General features: G+C 64.4%; 20 protein-coding genes. 6 read left to right on the top strand and 14 right to left on the bottom strand.

The window, feature by feature from the left end; genetic code table 11:
• Nucleotides 1-12: 12 nt before the first annotated feature.
• From ZAL01S_RS05140 to ZAL01S_RS05120, 5 genes are all read right to left on the bottom strand, one after another.
• The gene (locus tag ZAL01S_RS05140) at nucleotides 13-1,797 is read right to left on the bottom strand and encodes a peptidoglycan D,D-transpeptidase FtsI family protein (protein ID WP_066080702.1); all 1,785 of its coding nucleotides are present in this window, start codon (nucleotides 1,795-1,797) and stop codon (nucleotides 13-15) included.
• A gap of 26 nt (nucleotides 1,798-1,823) precedes the next feature.
• Nucleotides 1,824-2,387, bottom strand: a complete 564-nt coding sequence (locus ZAL01S_RS05135; RefSeq protein WP_066080699.1) for a hypothetical protein — start codon at nucleotides 2,385-2,387, stop codon at nucleotides 1,824-1,826.
• The gene (rsmH, locus tag ZAL01S_RS05130; protein WP_066080694.1) at nucleotides 2,384-3,349 is read right to left on the bottom strand and encodes a 16S rRNA (cytosine(1402)-N(4))-methyltransferase RsmH; all 966 of its coding nucleotides are present in this window, start codon (nucleotides 3,347-3,349) and stop codon (nucleotides 2,384-2,386) included. The genes ZAL01S_RS05135 and rsmH overlap by 4 nt, the downstream gene beginning before the upstream one ends.
• A gap of 125 nt (nucleotides 3,350-3,474) precedes the next feature.
• Nucleotides 3,475-3,906 (bottom strand): division/cell wall cluster transcriptional repressor MraZ, encoded by a 432-nt coding sequence (mraZ, locus tag ZAL01S_RS05125; protein WP_066080691.1) that lies wholly within the window; start codon nucleotides 3,904-3,906, stop codon nucleotides 3,475-3,477.
• A 412-nt stretch (nucleotides 3,907-4,318) separates the two neighbouring features.
• Nucleotides 4,319-4,738 carry a DUF3040 domain-containing protein gene (locus ZAL01S_RS05120; RefSeq protein ID WP_159421598.1) on the bottom strand — a complete coding sequence of 140 codons (420 nt, stop codon included), beginning with the start codon at nucleotides 4,736-4,738 and terminating at the stop codon, nucleotides 4,319-4,321.
• 100 nt (nucleotides 4,739-4,838) lie between these two features.
• Here ZAL01S_RS05120 and ZAL01S_RS05115 point away from each other — a divergent pair, with 100 nt between their 5' ends.
• A complete protein-coding gene (locus ZAL01S_RS05115; RefSeq protein WP_066080687.1) occupies nucleotides 4,839-5,933 on the top strand; it encodes a polyprenyl synthetase family protein in 1,095 nt (364 codons plus the stop codon).
• Between the two features lie 42 nt (nucleotides 5,934-5,975).
• Here ZAL01S_RS05115 and ZAL01S_RS05110 read toward each other — a convergent pair whose 3' ends face one another.
• Nucleotides 5,976-6,320 (bottom strand): Rv2175c family DNA-binding protein, encoded by a 345-nt coding sequence (locus ZAL01S_RS05110; protein WP_066080684.1) that lies wholly within the window; start codon nucleotides 6,318-6,320, stop codon nucleotides 5,976-5,978.
• Nucleotides 6,321-6,468: 148 nt separating this feature from the next.
• Between ZAL01S_RS05110 and ZAL01S_RS05105 the strand changes: the two genes are divergently transcribed.
• The 3 genes from ZAL01S_RS05105 to ZAL01S_RS05095 all read left to right on the top strand — a co-directional run bounded on the left by ZAL01S_RS05105 (nucleotide 6,469) and on the right by ZAL01S_RS05095 (nucleotide 10,182).
• Complete coding sequence (locus ZAL01S_RS05105) at nucleotides 6,469-6,975, top strand: LysM peptidoglycan-binding domain-containing protein (protein WP_066080681.1); 507 nt, start codon at nucleotides 6,469-6,471, stop codon at nucleotides 6,973-6,975.
• Nucleotides 6,976-7,075: 100 nt separating this feature from the next.
• Nucleotides 7,076-9,052 (top strand): Stk1 family PASTA domain-containing Ser/Thr kinase, encoded by a 1,977-nt coding sequence (gene pknB, locus ZAL01S_RS05100; protein WP_066080679.1) that lies wholly within the window; start codon nucleotides 7,076-7,078, stop codon nucleotides 9,050-9,052.
• Between the two features lie 827 nt (nucleotides 9,053-9,879).
• On the top strand, nucleotides 9,880-10,182 hold the full coding sequence (locus ZAL01S_RS05095) for a hypothetical protein (RefSeq protein WP_159421597.1): 303 nt from the start codon (nucleotides 9,880-9,882) through the stop codon (nucleotides 10,180-10,182).
• 49 nt (nucleotides 10,183-10,231) lie between these two features.
• Here ZAL01S_RS05095 and ZAL01S_RS05090 read toward each other — a convergent pair whose 3' ends face one another.
• Together ZAL01S_RS05090 and ZAL01S_RS05085 are read right to left on the bottom strand one after the other, a co-directional pair.
• Nucleotides 10,232-11,599 (bottom strand): class II 3-deoxy-7-phosphoheptulonate synthase, encoded by a 1,368-nt coding sequence (locus ZAL01S_RS05090; RefSeq protein ID WP_066080675.1) that lies wholly within the window; start codon nucleotides 11,597-11,599, stop codon nucleotides 10,232-10,234.
• A gap of 36 nt (nucleotides 11,600-11,635) precedes the next feature.
• Nucleotides 11,636-12,340 carry a lysophospholipid acyltransferase family protein gene (locus tag ZAL01S_RS05085; protein WP_066080672.1) on the bottom strand — a complete coding sequence of 235 codons (705 nt, stop codon included), beginning with the start codon at nucleotides 12,338-12,340 and terminating at the stop codon, nucleotides 11,636-11,638.
• A 200-nt stretch (nucleotides 12,341-12,540) separates the two neighbouring features.
• On the opposite strand from ZAL01S_RS05085, the gene ZAL01S_RS05080 reads away from it, so the two are divergent.
• A complete protein-coding gene (locus tag ZAL01S_RS05080) occupies nucleotides 12,541-14,364 on the top strand; it encodes an AMP-dependent synthetase/ligase (RefSeq protein WP_066080668.1) in 1,824 nt (607 codons plus the stop codon).
• A gap of 60 nt (nucleotides 14,365-14,424) precedes the next feature.
• On the opposite strand, the gene def is transcribed toward ZAL01S_RS05080, so the two are convergent.
• From def to ZAL01S_RS05065, 3 genes are read right to left on the bottom strand one after another with little or no spacing between them, the layout of a single operon-like run.
• Nucleotides 14,425-14,922: a peptide deformylase gene (gene def / locus ZAL01S_RS05075; RefSeq protein WP_066080665.1), complete on the bottom strand. Its 498-nt coding sequence runs from the start codon at nucleotides 14,920-14,922 to the stop codon at nucleotides 14,425-14,427.
• Nucleotides 14,919-16,310 carry a mycothione reductase gene (locus ZAL01S_RS05070; protein WP_066080662.1) on the bottom strand — a complete coding sequence of 464 codons (1,392 nt, stop codon included), beginning with the start codon at nucleotides 16,308-16,310 and terminating at the stop codon, nucleotides 14,919-14,921. Before ZAL01S_RS05070 ends, def begins: the two co-directional genes overlap by 4 nt.
• Nucleotides 16,310-19,720 carry a pyruvate carboxylase gene (locus ZAL01S_RS05065; protein WP_066080660.1) on the bottom strand — a complete coding sequence of 1,137 codons (3,411 nt, stop codon included), beginning with the start codon at nucleotides 19,718-19,720 and terminating at the stop codon, nucleotides 16,310-16,312. The genes ZAL01S_RS05070 and ZAL01S_RS05065 overlap by 1 nt, the downstream gene beginning before the upstream one ends.
• A 126-nt stretch (nucleotides 19,721-19,846) precedes the next feature.
• On the opposite strand from ZAL01S_RS05065, the gene ZAL01S_RS05060 reads away from it, so the two are divergent.
• Complete coding sequence (locus ZAL01S_RS05060) at nucleotides 19,847-20,638, top strand: ParA family protein (RefSeq protein ID WP_066080658.1); 792 nt, start codon at nucleotides 19,847-19,849, stop codon at nucleotides 20,636-20,638.
• 75 nt (nucleotides 20,639-20,713) lie between these two features.
• Here the strand turns inward: ZAL01S_RS05060 and ZAL01S_RS05055 are convergent, their stop codons facing one another.
• The 3 genes from ZAL01S_RS05055 to ZAL01S_RS05045 form a co-directional block, all read right to left on the bottom strand.
• Nucleotides 20,714-21,253 carry a MerR family transcriptional regulator gene (locus tag ZAL01S_RS05055; RefSeq protein WP_066080656.1) on the bottom strand — a complete coding sequence of 180 codons (540 nt, stop codon included), beginning with the start codon at nucleotides 21,251-21,253 and terminating at the stop codon, nucleotides 20,714-20,716.
• 174 nt (nucleotides 21,254-21,427) lie between these two features.
• Complete coding sequence (gene ftsR, locus ZAL01S_RS05050; protein ID WP_066080654.1) at nucleotides 21,428-22,135, bottom strand: transcriptional regulator FtsR; 708 nt, start codon at nucleotides 22,133-22,135, stop codon at nucleotides 21,428-21,430.
• A gap of 1 nt (nucleotide 22,136) precedes the next feature.
• On the bottom strand, nucleotides 22,137-22,631 hold the full coding sequence (locus tag ZAL01S_RS05045) for an FHA domain-containing protein (protein WP_066080839.1): 495 nt from the start codon (nucleotides 22,629-22,631) through the stop codon (nucleotides 22,137-22,139).
• Between the last annotated feature and the right edge of the window lie 54 nt (nucleotides 22,632-22,685).

The following is a 22,685-nucleotide window of genomic DNA, read 5'->3' as shown; positions in this document are numbered from 1 at the left end:
GAAGTGACCGAGTCACTGTTGTTCAACGGGAATATCGGGCCAGGGCTCTGGCGATGGTGGAACGCTCCGCATCTGAAGCGCGTGAGCCATAACGTCGTGCCAAGTTGGCGCCATAAGGATGCTTCCCCCCATCGTAGCCGGAGGCATCATCGTGACCTGGACAACGAACTGCGGGTCGTCGATTGGCGCAATACCCGCCATCGAGAGGATGTATTTGTTGGCGACGTAGCTACCGTCCTCGCCAACGTACTGGGCGGTACCGGTCTTCACGCCCACGCGGTAGCCCGGGATCGCGACCTGGTTGCCCATGCCGTGTTGGGCGGTGGCTTCAAGCGTCTGCAGCACCTTGTTGGCGGCATCTGCGGAGAGCACCTGACGCGGCGCGTCATCCTCCTGCCCCGGGAGCGGGTGGATGACGCCGTCTTCGTCACGACATCCCTCGGCCAGCTTCACCGGTTGCCGCACGCCACCATTCGCAAACATCTGGTAGATGCTCGCCATCTGCGGGCCGGTGACGGTGAGCGCCTGACCGAACATGGTCGCGTAGTTCGACTGTGGATCCCAGGATTCGTATGGGTGGAGGGTGCCTGATTCCTCGCCGAGGAATCCAGCCTCAGTGGGCTGCCCAAGGCCGGCCTGCTGCAAGTAGTTGTAGCGGTCGGCAGCACTCAGCCGTTGCCCCAGCAGGGAGATGCCAACGTTCGATGAGAACGCAATGATGCCAGCGGTCGTGTAGTGACGCGGCTCATGCGGGCTCTCATCGCCGAATTCGGCACCGTCGGGGCTCGTGAAACGGTCAGGGGTCTCGACTACCTCATCCACGGACGTCAGACCTCGATCAAACAGCATCCCCACAGTGAGCGGTTTCATCGTGGACCCAGGCTCGAACGGCGCGGTGAAGGCACGCGATCCGCGCATGTCTTCCGGAGTCATGGACGGAGAGTTGGGGTCGACGCTCGGGTACTCGGCGACCGCGAGGAGCTTCCCGGTCTTCGCCTCCATCACCGTGACGTGTCCGTACGCGGACCCGAGGCGCGTCACTTCGGATGCGAGCACTTGCTGCGCGTACCACTGCAGTTCCGAGTCGATCGTGAGCATCAGGTCACCACCAGGCTTCGCCTCGGTGATGACAACTTCGGTGCCTGGAATGGCGACACCGTCGCCGCTTCGCTCGACGCTCGTCTCGCCGTCGACACCCGCGAGGCAACTGTCCATGCCGAGCTCGAGACCCGCGAGCGGGCTGCCGTCGGAGCCGATAAAGCCGAGGAGGTTGCCCGCAATGGCGCCGTTCGGGTAGCTGCGGGCGGGATGCTGTTCAAAATAGAGCCACGGGATCTTGAGCGCCTTGACCTTTTCGTACACCTCCAGCGTCACCATGCGCGTGAGGTAGGCAAAGTTGCTGTTCGGATTCTGCGCGAGCGCGTCCGAGAGTGCCTGACGAAGGTCGTTCGGCTGCTGTCCGGTTGCCGCGGCGATCTCTTCGATGGCTTGGTCGAAGCTCACCGTGACGGTCTCGCCCTGCTCGTTCTTTCGTTCGAACTCAGTGGCGTTACGCGGAGAGGCCGTGATGTCGAATCGATCGATCGAGTCGGCGAGCACGGTGCCGTCGCTCGCGATGATTTCACCTCGTGCCCCCCACACCGTGTGACTCGATCCGCGGCGTCCCTCGGCCTCTTCGTTGTATGTATTGGCGTTGACGATTTGTACGTCGATAAGACGGACCACGAAGAGGCTCACGACGAGGAAGACCACGGCGAGCACGGCCGCAGCGCGGAGGCGCTCAGAGCGTCGGGCCATCGACGCTCCTTTCCCTGGGATGAGTGCTACCGAGTGGTCGGCGAGGCGAGTTCAGACACCGAGGGTACGGGAGCAGCTGCAGCACCCTGCGACGAAACTCCGTTGACGAGCGGAGCAGCCGGCACAACGTTCGGGTTCGCGGCGTTCGGCTGCGTGGGGTTGAGGGCCTGGTTGCCTACGAGCTGCGGGTTCGCCTTCGCACGGTTCGGGCCGCCGACAACCGTGACCTGGCCGGTGCTCTCGTTGATGGAGTGCATCTCGCTTGCCTGTGCGAGGCCGAGGGCTCCCGCCTGCGCGGTGAGGTTTTGCGGCGACTCAACGGTAGCGAGCTGCTCTTCCAGCGCCGTTTCGGTGCGCTGGAGGTGCACCTGCTGCGCCTCGAGCTCATCAGTCTCGTAGGCCCCCTGCGAGAGGGCAATCGTGAGGGAGAGCTGGGCGACGAGCACAGCACCGATCACGCCACCGACAGTGAGCATCCACCGGGGCAGCCCGCGACGTGCGGGCGTCGGCATGAGCGACAGTCGCGGCGGGCGGGCCAGGTCACGGACTGGCACGAGGACGTTCTTCGTCAGGCGTGCGGTGGCGCTCATGCGTGTCTCCGGATTCGTTCGGCTGCTCGCAGTCGGACAGGGATGGCTCGGGGGTTGCGTTCGGCTTCCTCGTCGCTCGCGCGCTCCGCGCCACGAACGAGAAGGGCAAATTCGGGCTGGTGTTCGGGGAGTTCCATCGGCAGCTCGCGCGGGGCGCTCGAGGTGGAGCGGCGCTGCAGCTCGCGCTTCACGAAGCGGTCTTCAAGGGACTGGTACGACTCGATGACGATGCGGCCACCATTCGCGAGACGATCGAGCGCCTGCGGGATGGCCGATTCGAGTGCCTCCAGTTCACCGTTGACGGCAATTCGGAGGGCCTGGAAGACGCGCTTGGCCGGGTGGCCAGCGTCGCGCCTTGCCGCTGGGGTGGCCTGCTGAAGGATCTCGACGAGCTGCCCGGTCGTCGTGATCGGAGCCAGGTCGCGTGCCTTACAGATGTGCGAGGCGTAGCGCGGGGCGAGCTTTTCGTCGCCGTAGCGGTAGAAGAGATCGCGGAGCTCAGCTTCACACAGGCGCGCGATGAGCTCGGCAGCGGTCTCGCCACCCGACTGGTCCATGCGCATGTCAAGTGGAGCGTTGCGGGCGTAGGAGAAGCCGCGCTCTGCTTCGTCGAGCTGCAGCGAGGAGACGCCGAGGTCGAAGAGTGCGCCGTGGATTTCGTCGATGCCGAGTTCGTCGAGCCGTTCGTCGAGCTCGTCGTAAACAGCGTGGATGAGGTTGACGCGGTCGCCGAAACGTTCGAGGCGGCGAGCGGCGAGGGAAATCGCGTCTCGGTCGCGGTCGAAGGCGACGAGCTTCGCGTTGGGGCACGCCTCAAGCACGGCCTCCGAGTGACCGCCCATGCCGAGCGTGCCGTCGACGAAGACGCTGCCGGCCTCACTGAGCGCCGGGGCGAGGAGTTCGACACAGCGGTCCCGGAGGACCGGAGCGTGGAGTTCAGCAGGGTTCTTGTCGAGGAGCATGATCGTCCCGCGTTCGTCCCTGTGTTCTGATTCCCATCCGCTTCCGAGGCCGGGGAAGTGACTTCGGGGTGCTGCGCTCCGGGGGAAGTCGGTTCGCAACAGCGGCTGGGCATCACAGCACAGGGCTAGAACAGTCCCGGGATCACCTCCTCGGCGGTTTCAGAGAATGCAGCTTCGTTGTCGTTCACGTACTGCTCCCAGGCAGCCGCGCTCCAGATCTCAGCGCGAGAGCCAGCGCCAATGACGGCGAGTTCTCGGTTGAGGCCTGCGTACTTGCGCAGCTGCGCGGGAATTGTCACGCGCATTTGCTTGTCGGGGGTTTCTGCGTGGGCACCGGAGAGCAGGAGGCGCAGATAGTCACGGGCTTGCTTGCTCGTGACCGGCGCCTGCCGGATCCGGTTGTGGAGCTCTTCAAACTCCGCGTTCGAAAAGACGTAGATGCAGCGGTCCTGGCCGCGCGTGAGCACGACCCCTTCGCCGAGTTCCTCACGGAACTTGGCCGGAAGGATCAGGCGCCCCTTGTCGTCGAGTTTGGGCGTGTACGTGCCAAGCAGCATGCGCACCCTCCCAACAGCATCGCCAACCTCCTCGAACAACCTCCACTTTACTCCCTTTCTCCCCACCAGTTCTAGGTTTTGCGCCTTTTTCGAGCTATTTTTCCTGTGAAACCCCGCAATTTATTGGGAAGTAGCGGGGTGGAGGAAGGTGGAGGTATTTTCCACCATTTAGGCCCGATTTCGCCCCGTCGCGGGCACCCTGGGGCACGATGGCGGGGCGCGGAGGCGGCAGGATTTCCTCCACCGATGCCCCACCCGGGGAGGAATGTGGAGGACGACACCTCACAACAGATCACGGCCAGGTGGGTCAACCGTGGACACCCACCAGCACGCGAAAACGGGCGGTGGCCCTGGGGTCATCCCAGGGCCACCGCCCGTTCACCTCAACCGCACCTGCGGGAGGTCACATCACTTACATGCCGCTGCGGCGACGATCCCATCGCTCGTCGAGCTGGTCCATGAAGCTCTGACCGCCAAAGCCGCCGCGGGTACTGCGGCCCGAGGCCGACGCGCCAGTATTGGCCGGGCCGGAGCTTCGCGAACCCTGGTTCGAGACGCGCTCCTCCCCCGTCTTCGGCTTTCCAGCGCTCACAGATGCCACCCCCAACACCATGAGAGCGAAACCAATCACACCAATGATGGGTTGCTGCAACGCAACACCGAGCAGGATGACAGCGATGCCAGCCGCGACGGCGAGGCACATGATGACGAGGCTTCGAGTCGAGATGGAGGGTGCAGCGGCAGGCTCAGTCGAGACGACATCGGCGTCGTTCGCGTAGAGCTGGCGCTCCATCTCATCGAGCAGGCGCTGCTCGTGCTCAGAAAGTGCCATGATGTCCTCGCGCTCTAGGTAATCGAACGACCCGGGACGCACGTGTCCACGGATACCTTCTCTCCATTCTAGGCAAGCGGATCGCGGCTAGGCTAGGCGCGTGGCTCAGGACGTATCTCTCCCGAAACTGCTCGACGCGAAACTCCAGTCGCTCGTTGACGCACAGTCACGCGAATTTGCGCCGCTCGGCCCGGACGCGCAATCCCTCACGACGCATGCTGCGAGCTTCCTGAGCGGTGGCAAGCGACTTCGTGCGGAGTTCCTCGCCGCTGGGTACCGAAGCGTTCACCGCTGCCCGATCTCGACTACCTTCCCCACGTGCGTGCTCGAAGCTGCCGCAGCTCTCGAACTCTTCCACGCTGCCGCACTCGCACACGATGACGTCATCGACCGCTCGGATACACGTCGTGGCGCCCCGTCAAGCCACCGTCACTTTGAAGCGCAGCACCGCGGCCTCGGCTGGGCCTCTGATGCCGAGCACTTCGGTGAGAGCGCGGCCATCATCTTTGGCGACCTCCTCCTCGTGTGGAGCGATGAGTGCTTCATCGAGGCAACGCTCGCCGCAGTCTCCCCCGAGGCCGGACGTCGCGCGCGCGAAGAGTTTCGTCGCATGCGCGCCGAGGTTGCCGCAGGTCAGTACCTCGACCTTGTCGAAGAAGTGGCCTGGCCGACGGTTCCTGTCGCGGAACTGGACACTCGCGCCCGTCGCGTCGCGACCGCGAAGTCGGCCCGCTACAGCGTGGAGTCACCGCTCGTGCTCGGTGCACTTCTCGCGGGAGCCGATGACGAGCACGTCGAACGCATCCGGGCTTTTGGCCTGCCACTCGGTCTCGCATTCCAGTTCCGCGATGACATCCTCGGAGTCACCGGTGACTCAGCAGTCACCGGGAAGCCTGCCGGTGACGATCTTCGCGAGGGCAAGCGGACTGTTCTCATCGCGCATGCGATGGAGGCGAGCGACGCCGAGGGGCGCGCATGGTTCGAGGCGCGCCTCGGACACCCTGGGCTCAGCGAAGCCGAGGTGCACGAGATGATCAACAAGCTCGAGACGCTCGGCGCATTTGAGTACGTCGAGCGTGAGATCGAACGCCTGCTCAGCGAGGCACACGAGAAGCTCGAGGCAGCCGAGCTCGACGAGCAGTCACACGAGCTGCTCATGCGCCTCGCGGAGCGCACCGCACGTCGACACGTCTAGGCGCGCACGGCAGCACCCCGCCAAGCGACGCGTGCGATGGCGCTAGAGACCGAGGAGCTGAACCGCGTGACGCACCTGCGTCTTGCGGCCGCGGCGAAGCGAGCTGACGGGCGACTCGCCAAGCGACTCGTCCTCACTAAAGAGCCATTCGAGGGCTTCCTGCTCGCCGAAGCCACCATCGAGCAGGAGGATGAGTGTCCCGCGCAGCCCTGCCAGCGGTTCGTCGTGCAAGAGAAAGTCTGCCGGGATGCAGTAGTCACGCCCACGCTTCATGCCAAGCAGCGAGTGTTCCTCCACCAGGCGGCGCACCTTGCCCTGCGGAAGGCCAAGCAGATCTGCCACCTCACGAAGCGTGAGCCAATTCAGTGAGTCGAGCACATTCGTCACCTCACCATGCTGTCAGATGTTTCGCGGCGCCGTAACCAAGTTGTTGCCTGAGTGATCCCTCATCCCCGCGTTGCGCGCACTGTCACATCAGACCCACACGCCACAATTGCCACAACAGCAACACGAGCCCCACACCGGAAGGCGCAGCGTGACTCAGGCAGCGATCTCATCTCGCAACCTTGTCGACGCGCTGACGGGCCTCCTCCGCAACGTCCGAGCATTCGCGGCCTCCCCTGCAAGTTCGAGCGCCGAGCCTGCCCCAGCGCCGACCGTGACGATCGAGCGCGAGGAGTCGCCGTCAGAGTTCGCGGCACGTCACGGCATTTCGATGGCTGACCTCGTCGTGGCCAACGGTCTCGGCTTCCGTGCTCGCCTCTCACCTGGCATGCAGATTGTCATCCCGCCCCAGCGTGAGCGCACGAATGCAACTTCCACAGGCGCCGACGTCTCCATCACAAAGCACATCGTTCGTGACGAGGACACGCTCGAATCCCTGGCTGCTCACTTCGGAGCAACACCCGAACTCGTCCTCCGAGCGAATGGTCTTGCAGACGAGTCCTTCATCGTTCCGGGGATGTCTGTGGTCATGCCGAGCACGCTCCATCCCGCTGACACCGGCGAAATTCCGCGGCACGAAGAGGCACGCGCCGCATGAACACTGTCCGAAACCCTCGGAGTTTCGCCCCGCACGCGCCGCTCTCACTCGTTAGTCTTTGCGCGTGAGTCCCGCGAACCCAGATGAGCTGATCGGCCGTATGATCGACGGCCGCTACCAGGTGCGCTCGATGATCGCCCGTGGCGGCATGGCCACCGTGTACGTTGCGACCGACCTGCGACTCGAGCGTCGCGTTGCGATCAAGATCATGCATGATCATCTCGCAGCCGACGACGCCTTCCGCGCCCGCTTCATCCAGGAAGCACGCGCCGCGGCGAAGCTTGCTCACCCGAACGTTGTCAATGTCTACGACCAGGGCGAAGATCGCGGACTCGCCTACATCGTCATGGAGTACGTACCGGGTATCACGCTGCGCGACCTCCTGCACGATCACCACCGACTCACACCAGAGCAGACGATCGACGTCATGGATGCGGTGCTCGCGGGCCTCCAGGCCGCGCACAAGATCGGCATCGTTCACCGCGATTTGAAGCCCGAAAACGTTCTCCTCGCTGATGACGGCCGCATCAAACTCTCGGACTTTGGTCTTGCTCGTGCTGCGAGCGCGAACACCGCGAGTGGCCAGGTGCTGCTTGGCACGATCGCGTACCTCTCCCCTGAGCTCGTCACGCAGGGCACTGCTGACATCCGCAGCGACATCTACTCTCTTGGCATCATGATGTACGAGATGCTCACGGGCGAGCAGCCGTACAGCGGTGACCAGCCCGTGAACATCGCGTTCCGCCACGCGAATGACGATGTGCCGGCACCGAGCCGCATCCATGAGGGCGTCCCGAGTCAGCTCGATGACCTCGTCCTCTGGGCGACCGAGCGCGATCCTGAGGCTCGCCCGGCCGATGCGGGCGCCATGCTTGTGGCGCTGCGTCAGGCAGAGCAGGAACTTGCCGCAGCCGGCGGTGTTCCGACCGCGCCGCTCGACAGCCGACTCGCGGTCGCGCCGACCGGTGTCGAGCGTGACCAACTGGTCGTCTCAAGCGACGACGGCGCCGAAGTGGGCTACGGATACACGCCGAATGATGCCGTCACCGAGCGCGACCTCGACCCCATCACGACACTCTTTGACGAGCCGGTGAACTACGCGGCTGCCGACCAGGTGCAGCCCATGTACACGGGGCAGGCCGAGCTCTCCCCGGTCGGGACGACGACGAAGCGCCGCGCGAAATGGCCGATCATCGTCTCCATCCTCTCGGTGCTGTTCTTGATCGGCGCCGTCGGCGGCTGGTGGCTCCTTCTTGGCCCTGGCTCATACAAGACCACCCCGGATGTCGTCGGGATGGATCAAGCTGCCGCCGAGCAGCAGATCCAGGCGCAAGGGTTTGTCGTGGGCAACGTCACCGAAGAGTTTTCGCTTGAGGTCGCGAAGGGCACCGTCATGAAGATGGATCCGGGCCCTGGCCAGAGCCTCGCCCCCGAGACGCCCATTTCACTCATGGTCTCGGCGGGCCCGGAGAATCTCACGGTGCCTGCACTGCAGGGACTCGCACGTGACACCGCGATCAAGACCATTACGGAGTCCCGCTTCCGCTATGACGAGGGCACTGATATCAAGGAGTTCTCCTCGCAGCCAACGGACACTGTCATCCGAGCCACGGATGAGAGCGGGCAGCAGCTTCCCACGCAGATGGCGGAGCAGTCCCCCATCCGGCTCGTGATTTCGCTCGGTCCGGTGCCGGATGTCCTCGGCAAGACGCTCGACGAAGCGACGAAGACCCTCGAGGAAGCTGGCCTCAAGGTGCAGTCCTCGGGTGAAGAGTTCTCCGACACGGTTCCCGCCGGACACATCATCTCGGCGTCGAACTCGGCGAATCCGATGAAGCCGGGCGACACCGTCAATGTCGTGGTGTCGAAGGGTCAGGACCTCGTGCAGGTTCCGAATGTTGTCGGTAAGACAACGAAGGATGCCGTGAAGGCGCTCGAGGATGCTGGCTTTGAGGTGCAGCACAATGTCCCGGCAAGCTTCATCGAGAAGACGAAGGTGACGAGCCAGAACCCGGGCGCAAACACGAAGCAGCCGCGCGGTTCGAAGATCACGCTGCAGTCGAGCCTCGAGTTCTAGCTTCAATGATCGGGTGGTTCACTCGGAGACTCGCCGCCAAGCAGGCTGATACCCGCGCTACCTGAACGAAGCAACGCGGTCAGTCACCTATTCGGCGTAGCTCGATCACGACAGTCGACACCACCGACGCACCGTACTCATGGACCAAACCACAGTCCAGCGCGTTCACAACCTCACTGGCAACTACAGCTGGCTTTCCAACCTTCGCCCCTGTACCGCGTGTCTGCGGTGAGATGCCCGGTTGACCGGGCCAGACCTTCATGTGAACGTGGTAGTGGACATTCGACGCGTCAACGATGACGCACCGATCATCTGAGGGGATTCCTACTCATGGAGTTCAGTAAGGCAAAGTCTGTCGCGTGTTCGATCGCCGCGGCTGTTTCGATGCTTGGATTTACTTCGTCGGCATCCGCCGCGTCAGCGCCTCAACCTGCCGTGAGCGCGCCCGAAGCGACAGCAGGTCGCGACATGCTCACCGAGCAGTACTCGCCAGCTTGGACTCAGTGAAGACCAGCTCGCAACGGTGATTCAAGCTTGGGAAGCGGATGGCCGTCTCGACGCGATGGATCCGGACGCTTCACCTGTTCGTTCCGAGGAACGAACGCTCGCCACCACCGGCTCGCTTGGGGTTGCAGGCTCGCCATTTCGTGGGCTGGCAATGGTTGGCAGCGATGTGCAGGTGTGACGTGCGCTGCCCCGGCCGTATCCATTTTCCGAGCGAAGGAGTTCAACGGGGCGCCGGCTGTCGTTCGGGGCACAAGCGACGTGTCCGCGGCGTGGGGGTCGTGGCAGGTGTGGACTGAGCTTCAAGTTGGGAATGACTCGTATTGGCAGGCTTCCTCGTGAGTCCGGCTATGAGTGCGGTGTCGTTGGCGACGTCTGAGTGGAGTGTGCAGTATCCCGCGCAGTGGGATGTGCTGTGGATCGTCGTGTTGGCGGTGTGGGCGATCGCGTTCATCGTCACTGCGGTGTCGATCTTCACCTCGCGTTCTGACCTCGCGGGGCGACTGGTGTGGGCGATCGCGTGTTTCGTGGTCCCGATTGTCGCGATTCCGCTTTGGTGGGGCTCCCGTCTCGGGAGGAAGGCTCCTGCGTCGAACAAGTTGCCACCCCCGGGGGAACGAGGCTGAAGATCGCCCAAGCCCACCGAAAAGAGGTCAGACTCACCTGGTGCTGCAGCTAGGCGTGCGCGCGAAGCTCCTCGGCGACGAGGAAAGCGAGCTCGAGCGACTGCATGTGGTTGAGGCGCGGATCGCAGAGCGACGCATACCGGCTCTCAAGGCCAAGCTCATCGATCTGCTCAGAACCGCCGAGGCACTCGGTGACGTCGTCACCCGTGAGCTCGACGTGAATACCGCCCGGGTGGGTGCCCACTTCACGGTGCGCTTCGAAGAAGCCCTTCACCTCGTCGACGATGTCGTCGAAGCGGCGCGTCTTGTAGCCCGTGGATGAGGTGATGCCGTTGCCGTGCATCGGGTCGGTCACCCACAGCGGCTTGACCTCTTCGTCCTTCATCGCCGCGAGCAGCGGCGGCAGGGCTGCGCGGATCTTGCCCGCACCCATCCGGGTAATGAAGGTCAGGCGACCTGGTTCACGGTCGGGGTTGAGCTTGTCAGCAAGCGCCTTGAGGTCGTCGGGCGTGGTCGTCGGGCCGAGCTTCACACCGATGGGGTTACGGATGCGCGAGCAGAAGTCGACGTGTGCCTCGTCGAGCTGACGCGTGCGCTCGCCAATCCAAATGAAGTGTGCCGAGGTGTTGTACGGCAGGCCGGTGCGTGAGTCGATGCGTGTCATCGGACGCTCGTAGTCCATGAGCAGGCCCTCGTGGCCGACGTAGAACTCAACATCGCGGAGCTCGTCAAAGTTCGCGCCGGCAGCCTCCATGAAGCGGACGGCACGATCGATTTCAGTCGCCAACTGCTCATAGCGGGCGTTTGCAGGATTGGCCGCGAAGCCCCGGTTCCACGAGTGCACCTCGCGCATGTCGGCAAAACCACCGGTCGTGAAGGCGCGCACGAGGTTAATGGTCGAGGCGGCCGTGTGGTAGCCACGGAGGATGCGAGCAGGATCCGGCTGACGGCCCCCCTCGGTGAAGGCGTAGTCGTTCACGATGTCGCCGCGGTAGGCCGGAAGGGTCACGCCCTCGCGCGTCTCCGTGTCCTTCGAGCGCGGCTTCGCGAACTGGCCTGCCATGCGCCCCATCTTGACGACGGGCACGGAGGCACCGTAGGTGAGCACGATTGACATCTGCAGCAGCGTGCGGACGCGAGCGCGGATGTTGTCTGCCGTCGCGCCAGCAAACGTTTCCGCACAGTCGCCACCCTGGAGGAGGAAGGCCTTGCCGTCCGCAGCCTGCGCAAGGCGCTGGCGCAGACGATCGACCTCACCGGCGAACACGAGCGGCGGCATCAGGGCGAGCTCGCGGTGCACCCGTTCGACCGCCTCAGCGTCGGGCCATTCCGGCTGCTGGCGAATCGGGAGCTCACGCCACCGTTCAAGACCGGCGATCGTTTCGGGGCCAGGTGTGATGGCGTCGTCACTCGTCACATTCGCTCCTTCGACGGTCGTGCTGGTTGCAACAGCTTACGCGGACAGGCGCGAGACGGTGTTCATCTTGTTGCGCACCGAGGACGCGTAGATGTCGCAGAACTCCTGATTGCTCAGCGCGTGCAGCTCCGACATGACCTCATCCGTGATGGCGCGCATGAGGAAGCGGTCGGCGTGCATGCCTGAGTAGCGGGAGAAGTCAATCGGTTCACCGATGACGATGCCGATGCGGCGAACACGCGGAATAGTCGTGCCAATCGGCATGACCTTTTCGGTATCGATCATGGCAACCGGGACGACCGGAACCTTGGCATCCATCGCCATGATCATGCGCGCAATGCCCGTGCGACCGCGGTAGAGGCGAGCGTCCGGGCTACGCGTACCCTCCGGGTAGATGCCAAGGGCCTTGCCCTCTGAGAGCACCTGCAGGCCGGTGCGCAGGCTCGCTTCGCTCGCGGCACCACCGCCACGGTCAATCGGCAGCATACCTGTGGCAAGGAAGAACTGGCGCGTGAGCCACCCCTTGATCCCCTTACCGGTGAAGTATTCCTTCTTGGCAAGGAAGGTCACGCGGCGGTCGATGACGAGGGGAAGGAACACGGAGTCAATGACGGAAAGGTGGTTGCTCGCGAGAATCACGGGCCCCTTCGCAGGGATGTGCTCAACGCCGGTCACCCACGGGCGAAAGGTGCTCTTCAAGAGCGGTCCCGCAAAGAGGTGCTTGAGCAACAAATAGAGCATGTGTCCTCCGGAGTTGAGACCGTCAGTCTATCGGGGTGAGGCCACGCTCTTGGGCGTGACGAGTGTTTTTTGCGCCGAAGGCGCGAATGAGCCGGTACCATTACCGCGGTTCTCTTACCGCACGCGCCCCGCGCGCGTCCCCATCGGGGGAGTGATCACACGAGAAACAACAAGGCTTCATACGAGGAACGAGGAATGCAATGAAGCGATCCGAGACGCCTGCGATTGAACGGCCCGAACCGACCTGGAACACGACCGAGCTGCTGGCCCGTCGCGTAGCAGCAACCCCCGACCGTCCCCTCTTTGCTGTGCCGGACAACGGCGGCTGGAAGGACATCACGGCGGGCCAATTCAATGAGGAAGTGCGTGCGCTCGCGAAGGGGTTCATCGCTCAGGGCCTCGAGCCCGGTGAACGCGTCGCGTTCATCGCTCAGACGAGCTACCAGTGGACGCTGGTCGACTTCGCGCTGTGGACGGCTGGGCTGGTCATGGTGCCGGTCTATGAAACGAGCTCTGCGGCCCAGCTGGAGTGGATGATGCAGGACTCCGGTGCCGTCGCCATCATCACGGAGCTGCCCACCCACACGGCCACTGCGGATTCGATTGCAGATGCTGTTCCGCAGCTCCGCTTCCGCGCTGAGCTCCACAATGATGCCATTGCCTCGCTCATGCAGCAGGGTGAGTCGATCGCCGACGAGGAAGTCGAGCGCCGCCGCACCCTCGCAAAGGGCGACGACATGGCCACCCTCATCTACACCTCCGGCTCGACTGGTCGCCCGAAGGGTGTCGTCCTCACGCACGCCAACTTTGTCGACCTCTCGCGCAACACCGCGCACACGCTTGAGGACCTCATCAAGGGCGATTCCTCGACGCTGCTGTTCATCACCCTCGCGCACGTGTTCGCACGCCTCATTTCGGTGCTCTGCGTCCACGGTGGTGTGAAGGTGGGCCACCAGCCGAACACGGCGAAGCTCGTCGAGTCGCTCGCGAGCTTCAAGCCGACCTTCCTCCTTGCTGTGCCCCGCGTCTTCGAGAAGGTGTACAACGCTGCCGAGCAGAAGGCCGACGCGGCTGGTACAGGAAACCTGTTCCGTCGTGCGGCTCGCGTGGGCATTGCGTACTCGCGTTCGCTCGACAAGGGCAAGACGCCCTTTGGGCTCAAGCTCCAGTACACGTTCTACAACAAGCTCGTCTTCTCGAAGATTCGGGATGCCATGGGTGGACGCGTCGTCCACGCTGTCTCGGGTTCCGCGCCGCTCGGCAACCACCTCGGTCACTTCTACCGTGCCATCGGCGTCATCATCCTCGAGGGATACGGCCTCACCGAGACGACCGCGCCGATCAGCGTCAACGTGCCGTCGCACTCGAAGGTGGGCACGGTTGGCCCGCCGCTTCCCGGCTGCTCCGTCGCCGTCGACTCGGATGGCGAGATTCTCGCGAAGGGTGTCAACATCTTCCGCGAGTACTGGAACAACCCCGAAGCCACGAGGAACGCCTTCACGGAGGACGGCTGGTTCCGTACCGGCGACCTCGGTCAGCTCGATGATGATGGCTACCTCACCGTCACGGGCCGTAAGAAGGAACTCATCGTCACCGCTGGCGGCAAGAACGTCTCGCCGGCAACACTTGAGGACCCGATCAATTCTGACCCGATCATCGGCCATTGCGTCGTCGTCGGCGACAAGAAGCCGTTCATTGCCGCGATGATGACCCTCGACCCGGCGATGCTCACGAACTGGCTCGAAAACCAGGGCGAGGACCCCACGATGTCGCTCGCTGAGGCCGCGCAGAACCCACGCGTGCTCGCCCACATCCAGCACACGATTGACCGTGCGAACACGCGCGTCTCGCGTGCGGAGTCGATCCGCAAGTTCGTCGTGCTCGACCAGGAGTTCAGCGAGGACGACGGCACGCTCACGCCAAAGCTCTCGATTCGTCGCCACGTGATTCTCGAGAAGTACGCGGGCGTCATCGACGGCATCTACAACGTTGCCCCGCCTACGCGCGGCATCTCGCTGAAGTAGCGCAGAACGCGAGTGGCCCCGAGGATGCGCCCTCGGGGCCACTCGCGTGTTTGGCGTCGCTTAGCGCAAGAACCAGTCCGTCTCACGCAGCTCACGCATGGCTTCGCGTCGGCGTGGCTTCTCGAGGCGCTCGAGGTAGACCATGCCATCGAGGTGGTCGGTTTCGTGCTGGAGGATCTGGGCCATGAGGCCCGTGCCTTCGAGCACGATCTCTTCGCCGTCGAGGTTGATGCCGCGGACTCGGCAGTACTCGTAGCGCGGCGTCTCGCACCAGAGGCCGGGCACCGAGAGGCATCCTTCGCCGATTTCGCGGAGCTCGCCGGATCGCTCTTCCACGACCGGGTTGATGACGTAGCCGATCTCGCCGTCGCAGTGCCACGAGAAGACGCGCCAGGTGGCGCCGATTTGGTTGGCGGCGACGCCTGCGCGGCCTTCCATGTGGGTGGTGTCGAGGAGGTCCTGCACGAGGGCTCGGATGCCGTCGTCGATCACCTCGACTTCGCGAGTTGCTTCGCGCAGGACCGGGTCGCCGTAGAGGCGGATTTCGCGGATGCTCACAGTTGCTCCTCGAGCTTCAAGAGGGCGTTTTCAACGATTTCTGTTGCGGCGGGATGCGGCCAGTACTGACCCCGTGCAAGGCCATGCACGCTCTGGCCGAAGCTGGCGGCCTGCACGAGCGGCTGCAGGAGGATACCCGCATCCGGGCCGATAATGTGCGCGCCGAGGAGCGTGCCGCTCCCCCGCTCGGCAACGATTTTCACGAAGTGCTCGCTGTCGGCGAGGGCCCAGCCCCAGGCTGTTGCGCCGTAGTCGCAGCGTGCTTCGACCGCATCGCGGCCGTCGTCGTGTGCCTCAGCGAGCGTGCGTCCGAAGGTCGCGATTTGCGGTGAGCTGAACACGACGAGCGGGATAGGTCCGAGCACGCCGCTCGGCGCCTCGGCTCGGCCAAGGTCATGCAGGATGCTCTGCACGGCAACACGGGCCTCGTGGTTCGCCACGTGCTTGAGCTGTGCCGTGTTCGCGCTGTCGCCGACCGCCCAGATACCGGGAACCGGCTCACCACCCCGAAGCACGCGCTGCTGCTCGTCGACGACAAGGGCACCATTCTCGCGGTGGTCGAAGCCGAGTTCCTGGGTGCCGAGCCGATCGGTATTCACGACGCGGCCTGCCGCCACGAGGACATGATCGACCGTGAGCTCGTCTCCATTCGACAGGGTGAGCGTGACGCCGTCCGCGGTCGTGACGGCGCGCGTCACCTCAGTACCGAGGTGCAGGCCCCAGCGTCGCTTCGCCGCCTCGGTAAAGCACGCGCGGACCTCGTCATCCACGCCGCGCAGCAGCTCAGAGCGGTGAATCTGCACGACCTGCGTGCCGAGCCCCGCAAACATCGCGGCAAACTCGCATGCGATCGCCCCGCCGCCGATGACGGCGAGGCGCTCAGGCTGATTGTCGAGGCGAAGGATGGTGTCGTTCGTGTGGATGCGATCACCGAGCGGAAGCGCAGCAAGCTCACGCGGACGAGATCCCGTTGCAATGACGAGCCGGTCGAAGGTGATCCGCTCCCCCGATGCGCTCTCCAGCTCGTGCTCGCTGGTGAGGCGCACATGTTCGCGTAGCAGCGAGATGTTCGGCTCGCCCGAAGCACGGTACTCCTCGCCACCCTCCGAGATCACGTCGATCCGCCCGAAGACACGGTCCCGAATTCCCTGCCAGTCATAGCGAATCTCATCACTCGTCGCATTGAGCACATGACGGGCCTCGGCGACCTCGTGCGCGATCTCTGCCGGGTGGACGAACATCTTCGTCGGGATGCAGCCGACGTTGAGGCACGTGCCACCAAAGTGCACGCCGTCGTCAACGACGAGGATCTGTTCGGACGCGAGCGCGGGCCCGGGAATGGAGTTTCCCGAGCCCGCACCGATGACCACAAGGTCAAAATGACGCATTACGCACCTTCGGGTGTAAGGACGAGGATGAGATCACCGCCCGAGACTCCGCCCGAGGTGACGGCGATGCGTTCCACCGTACCGGCATGCGGCGCCGTGATGCCCGCTTCCATCTTCATCGCCTCGATCGTGGCGACCGTGTCACCGACCTCCACACGCTGGCCAACCTCGACGCGCGCGGTGACCGAGCCGGCGAACGGTGCGGCGATGTGGGCGGGGTTGCTGTGATCGGCCTTCTCGCGGCCTTCATCTGCTGCCTCGATGCGACGGTCGCGCACCATGACCGGCCGGATGCGGCCGTTGAGGCTCGCCATGACCTGACGCATGCCCTTTTCATCCGGTGCACCGATGGCTTCGAGCTTGATGAACAGCTGCACGCCCTTCCAGATCTCGACGACGTGCTCGTCACCGGTTTCCAGACCGTACAGGTAGTCGATCGTGTCGAGCTTCGAGATGTCGCCCCACTTGGCGTCGACCGCTTCGAAGTCGGCCGTCGGCTTCGGGAAAAGCAGACGGTTGAGGGTCTGGCGACGCGTTGCCGAGTCGCTCTCGAGTGCCTGCTCGTCAGCCTCCGAAATCGGCTTGATCTCGGGCTTGACGTTGCGACCCTCGAGCACCTTCGTGCGGAAAGGCTCGGGGAAGCCGCCCGGCACCTCACCGAGCTCGCCGGCGAGGAAGCCGATGACCGAGTCGGGGATGTCGAAGTGGCGCGGGTTCGCCTCGAACTCTGCCGGGTCGGCCTCGACTGCGACAAGGTGGAGGGCGAGGTCGCCGACAACCTTCGAGGAGGGCGTCACCTTCGGGATGCGACCGAGGATGCGGTCTGCCGCCGCGTACATGTTTTCGATGTGCTCGAAGCGGTCAGCGAGACCGAGCGCGATGGCCTGCTGGCGCAGGTTCGAGAGCTGGCCGCCCGGGATTTCGTGCGTGTAAACGCGTCCGGTCGGGCTTTCGAGGCCCGACTCGAATGGCGCGTACACGCGACGGATGGCTTCCCAGTAGGGCTCCATGTCGGCGATGGCCTGGAAGTTGAGCCCTGTGTCGCGCTCGGTGTCTTCGAGCGCGGCAACCAGAGCGGATGCTGCCACCTGGCTCGTCGTGCCAGCCATCGGTGCGCTCGCCACATCGACAGCGTCGACACCCGCGGCGCTCGCAGCAAGGAGCGTCGCAAGCTGGCCGCCAGCGGTGTCGTGGGTGTGCAGGTGGACGGGCAGGTCGAAGCGCTCACGCAGTGCCGTCACGAGCTTCGTGGCGGCGGCGGGACGCAAGAGGCCTGCCATGTCCTTGATGGCGATGACGTGTGCGCCAGCCTCGACGATCTGCTCTGCGAGACGCAGGTAGTAGTCGAGGGTGAATTTGTCTTCGGCGGGGCTTGCGAGGTTGCCCGTGTAGCAGAGGGCGGCCTCAGCAATGGCCTTGTCCTGTTCGAGGACGGCCTCGATCGCCGGACGCATCTGGTTCACGTCGTTGAGGGCGTCGAAGATGCGGAAGATATCCACGCCGGTGTCGGCGGCTTCCTTCACGAAGGCGCGCGTCACGGCATCCGGGTAGGGCGTGTAACCGACCGTGTTGCGTCCGCGGAGGAGCATCTGCAGCGGCAGGTTCGGGGCCGCTTCGCGCAGCTGTGCGAGGCGCTCCCACGGGTCTTCACCGAGGAATCGGAGGGCCACGTCGTAGGTGGCGCCACCCCATGCCTCAAGCGAGAAGAGGTTGGGAGCAAGCCGTGCCATGTACGGGGCAGCAGCCACGAGGTCACGCGTGCGCACGCGGGTCGCGAGCAGCGACTGGTGCGCGTCACGGAAGGTCGTGTCGGTCACAGCGAGGGCGGTCTGCTCGCGCAGGCGCTTCGCGAAGGCGGTCGGCCCGAGTTCGAGGAGCTCGTCCCGGGTACCGCGTGGCAGCTCACGCTCGAGGACGGCGGGGTCGAGCTTCGTGGCCGGGTCGATGAGGTTCTTCGGCCGCGGACCGTTGGGCTCGTTGACGGTGACATCTGCCAGGTATTGCAGCAGCTTCGTACCGCGGTCGCGCGAGGGGCTGTACTCGAGCAGTTGTGGCCGCTCGTCGATGAAGCTCGTCGAGAGGTCGCCCTTGCGGAAGCTCTCGTCGGCGAGCACCGACTGCAGGAACGGGATGTTGGTCGCGACACCGCGGATGCGGAACTCGGCGAGGCCGCGACGGGCACGGCGCACAGCCTGCTCGAAGTCGCGTCCGCGGGCGGTCATCTTCGCGAGCATCGAGTCGAAGTACGGCGTCACCTCCGCGCCAACGGCAACCGAACCACCATCGAGGCGGATACCCGCGCCACCAGCTGAGCGGTACGTCGTGATCTTGCCGATGTCGGGGCGGAAGCCCTGCGCCGGGTCTTCGGTCGTGATGCGGCATTGCAGTGCGGCACCCCGAATGGTGAGCATGTCCTGGCTCAGGCCCATGTCGGCGAGGCGGTCACCGGCGGCAATGCGCATCTGTGCCTGGACGAGGTCCACGTCGGTGATCTCTTCGGTGACGGTGTGCTCCACCTGAATTCGAGGATTCATCTCGATGAAGACATATTCACCGGCGCGTGGGCCAGCCGTGTCGAGGAGGAATTCGACGGTACCGGCGTTGACGTATCCGATCGAACGGGCAAAGGCGACGGCGTCGCGTGTCATTGCCTCACGAATTGCCGGGTCAAGACCAGGAGCCGGAGCAATTTCCACAACCTTCTGGTGGCGCCGCTGCACGGAGCAATCACGTTCAAAGAGGTGAATCGTTTCGCCGTGGCTGTCGGCAAGAATTTGCACCTCAATGTGGCGCGGGCGAATGACGGCCTGCTCGAGGAACATCGTCGGGTCTCCGAATGCGGTCTGCGCCTCGGCCATGGCCGACTCGAGGGCAGCGCGGAGGTCTTCACGGCGCTCGACGCGACGCATACCGCGTCCGCCACCACCGGCGACGGCCTTCGCGAAGATCGGGAAGCCGATCTCGTCAGCCTGGTCGATGAGGGCGTCGATGTCGGTGGACGGCGGCGTCGATGCCAGCACGGGGACACCTGCTCGGATGGCCTGCTCCTTGGCGTGCACCTTGTTGCCGGCCGATTCGAGCACCTCGGCACGAGGGCCGATAAAGGTGATACCTTCAGCTTCGGCGGCTCGCGCAAGTTCCGGGTTTTCCGACAGGAATCCATATCCGGGATAAATCGCATCCGCGCCGGAAAGCTTTGCGACGCGAAGAATTTCCTTCACATCGAGATATGCCCGAACTGGCTGCCCCTTTGTGCCAATTTGGTAGGCCTCGTCAGCCTTCAGACGGTGCAGTGAATTGCGGTCCTCATAGGGATACACCGCAACCGTACTCGCGCCGAGTTCCACCGCCGCGCGGAATGCGCGAATTGCGATTTCACCTCGGTTCGCTACAAGAATCTTGGAGAACACGCGGTCCTTCTTTCGCGTCTTGAACGGAATAGAAACCAGCCTATGCCCGGGGCTTCCTGGCCTGAACCGGGGCCAAGAAAGTTTGTATAGATCGTGCGTCCACCCTGGCGCGGTACCCTTTGACTCGTGTTCGTGCTCTCCATCTCCTCATTGAAGGGCGGCGTCGGTAAGACGACCGTGACGCTTGGCCTCGCTTCCGCGGCGTGGGCCCGTGGTCTCCGGACCCTCGTGGTCGACCTCGACCCGCAAGCCGATGTCTCCACCGGTCTCGACGTCTCACCCGAGGGAACCGGTTCCATCGCCGATGTCCTCGAGGACCCGAGCGAGGAGAACGTGCGCGGTGCCATCGTCCGTTCCTCCTGGAGCGAAGGCGACGAGCGCATCGTAGATGTCATGCTCGGCAGCCCCGCAGCGATCAACTTCGACGGCCCTCACCCAACGGTGCGTGAGATCTGGCGTCTCGAAGAAGCGCTCGCCCTGCTTGAGCCGGAATACGATCTCGTCCTCGTCGACTGCCCGCCCTCGCTCAACGCCCTCACCCGCACGGGCTGGGCGGCATCCGACCGCGTCGCCATCGTCACCGAACCGGGTCTGTTCTCGGTGGCAGCAGCCGACCGTGCCCTCCGCGCGATTGACGAGCTGCGTCGCGCGCTCAGCCCGCGCCTGCAGCCGCTCGGCATCATCGTGAACCGTGCCCGACTCCAGTCGGTCGAGCACCAGTTCCGCGTGCGCGAGCTGCGCGACATGTTTGGCCCGCTCGTGTTGCCGCCGTTCCTTCCCGAGCGCACGGCCCTGCAGCAGGCACAGGGCGCGGCAAAGCCCGTGCACCTGTGGCCGGGCGATTCGGCCGAGGAGATGGCCGAGCACTTCGACCGTCTGCTGGACCGCGTGCAGCGAGCAGGCCGGCTCAAGCCGTAACGCCCCATACAACGAGGGCCCCGCACTGCTGCGTGCGGGGCCCTCGTTCGTGGCTGGTCGTTGTGGTGGGTTCGCTTAGCTGGCGCGACGGGCACGACGAGCGGCGAGCTCGTCCATCGGGTCGATCTGGTCGCGTTCGACACTGTCAAGCGTGGCCTCAACCTCTTCGTACACCTTGCCGACGGCGATACCGAAGACGCCCTGGCCTTGGTGGAGCAGGTCGATGACCTCGTCGGTCGAAGTGCAGAGGTAGACGCTGGCACCGTCCGACATGAGGGTCGTGCGAGCAAGATCGACGATGCCGACCTCGTGGAGCTGCTCAACCGCGGAACGAATCTGCTGCAGCGAGATGCCAGTCTCGAGCAGTCGCTTCACGAGCTTGAGGACGAGGATGTCCCGGAACGCGTACAGTCGCTGCGAGCCAGAGCCGGAGGCGTTGCGCACAGTCGGCTCGACGAGGCCCGTGCGGGCCCAGTAGTCGAGCTGGCGGTAGGTGATGCCAGCAGCGCGTGCCGCAACGGCGCCGCGGTAGCCCTGAGTCGGGTCAAGGTCTGGCAGGCCGTCGGTGAACAACGGCTCGGCGTCCATGCCGCCTTGGTGCCCGTGCTCGCTCATGCTGTCAGCCCTCTCGTCCCGTTTCTTCGGTGGTGGTTTTCACGGTAGCGCCGACCTCCCCCATCCCGAGGGAAGCAAGCCCTCGTGTGACAGGTGTGTCGCATGTGACGCACACCAACAACCCCCGAGTTTAGGCGAGAGACGGGCCTGTGGCCAGGGTGAATAACAATGCTGTTATCTGCGGCGCTCAGGCGCGTCTTCCCGAAGCGCCGAGCGGACGAGCGACTGGCGCACCTCAGCGAGGTGCCCCGCGATCTCCTGCTGCTTCGCCCGAGTTGCCGAGTCGCGACGCTTTCGGCCGGGGCCGAGCGCCTGCTCAATGAGGCCGAGCTCGTGCTGCGCCGCGGTGCGGAAGGCACGAAGGTGACGCGGCTCAATGCCATCGCGCTCGAGCGCCACAAGCGTCCGAAGCATGGAGAGGTCGTCCTGGTAGTACGGACCGGCCGCAGCGATGAGTCCGGCACTCACCGCCTGTTCCATGAGACGGGGCGTTGCTCCGGCACGAGTGACAAGACCCTTGCGGTCAAGCTCAGCGCCGGGTCCGAGGATGCTCTGCGGAGCGGGCTTGGGTTCAGCACCGGGCAGGGCCGGATTCAGGCCGCGGTCGCGTTCGTCGAGGTATTCGCCGATGACCTTGAGCGGCAGGTAGAGGTCGCGCTGCATCGAGAGGATGAGGCGCACACGGTCGACGTCAGCATCCGAGAACTTGCGGTATCCCGACGAGGAACGTGCCGGGTGCAGGAGCCCTTGATCTTCAAGGAAGCGGAGCTTGGAGGGGGTGACTTCGGGGAATTCAGCGGAGATTCGTTGCAGCACCTGCCCAATGGACAGTCTTGCTTCGGTGCTGAGCGAACGGTCCGCGGCGGCGGCGTTCGCGGGCACTCTACTCAGCCTGCCCCGGTGCGGTCGTGTCGAGCGGCGAGCTGTAGAACGTGAGGCGGAACTTGCCGACCTGCACCTCGCCACCGTTAGTGAGGACGACCTGGTCGATGCGCTCACCGTTGTAGTAGGTGCCGTTGAGCGAGCCGAGGTCGCGCATGTGGAATTCGCGTCCGTGGCGCGTGAATTCTGCGTGGCGGCGTGACACCGTAACGTCGTCGAGGAAGATTTCTGCGTTCGGGTGGCGGCCAGCAACCTGGCAGTCCGTGTCGAGCAGGAAGCGGGCACCGACGTTGGAGCCACGGCGGACGATGAGCAGAGCCGAGCCGGAGGGCAAGGCGCTGATCGATTCCATCTCCTCGCGCGAAACGCCACCGGCAATGAGTGCAGCCAGCTGAGCCGAGAAGTCGCCCGTGAACGACATCGTCGACGACTGGTTCGCCTCGCCGATGGAGTCGCCCTTCGGAGTTGCACCCGTGGGCTCGTCGGTGCCGTTCATGAATTGCTCCTTCGTGTTGCGCGGCACGCAACGGCAAGCCGTCGCATGCTGACC

The sequence above is a fragment of the [Zimmermannella] alba NBRC 15616 genome, from assembly GCF_001570905.1.
Lineage (GTDB): Bacteria > Actinomycetota > Actinomycetes > Actinomycetales > Microbacteriaceae > Pseudoclavibacter > Pseudoclavibacter albus.
This window is presented reverse-complemented; position numbering and strand designations above follow the sequence as displayed.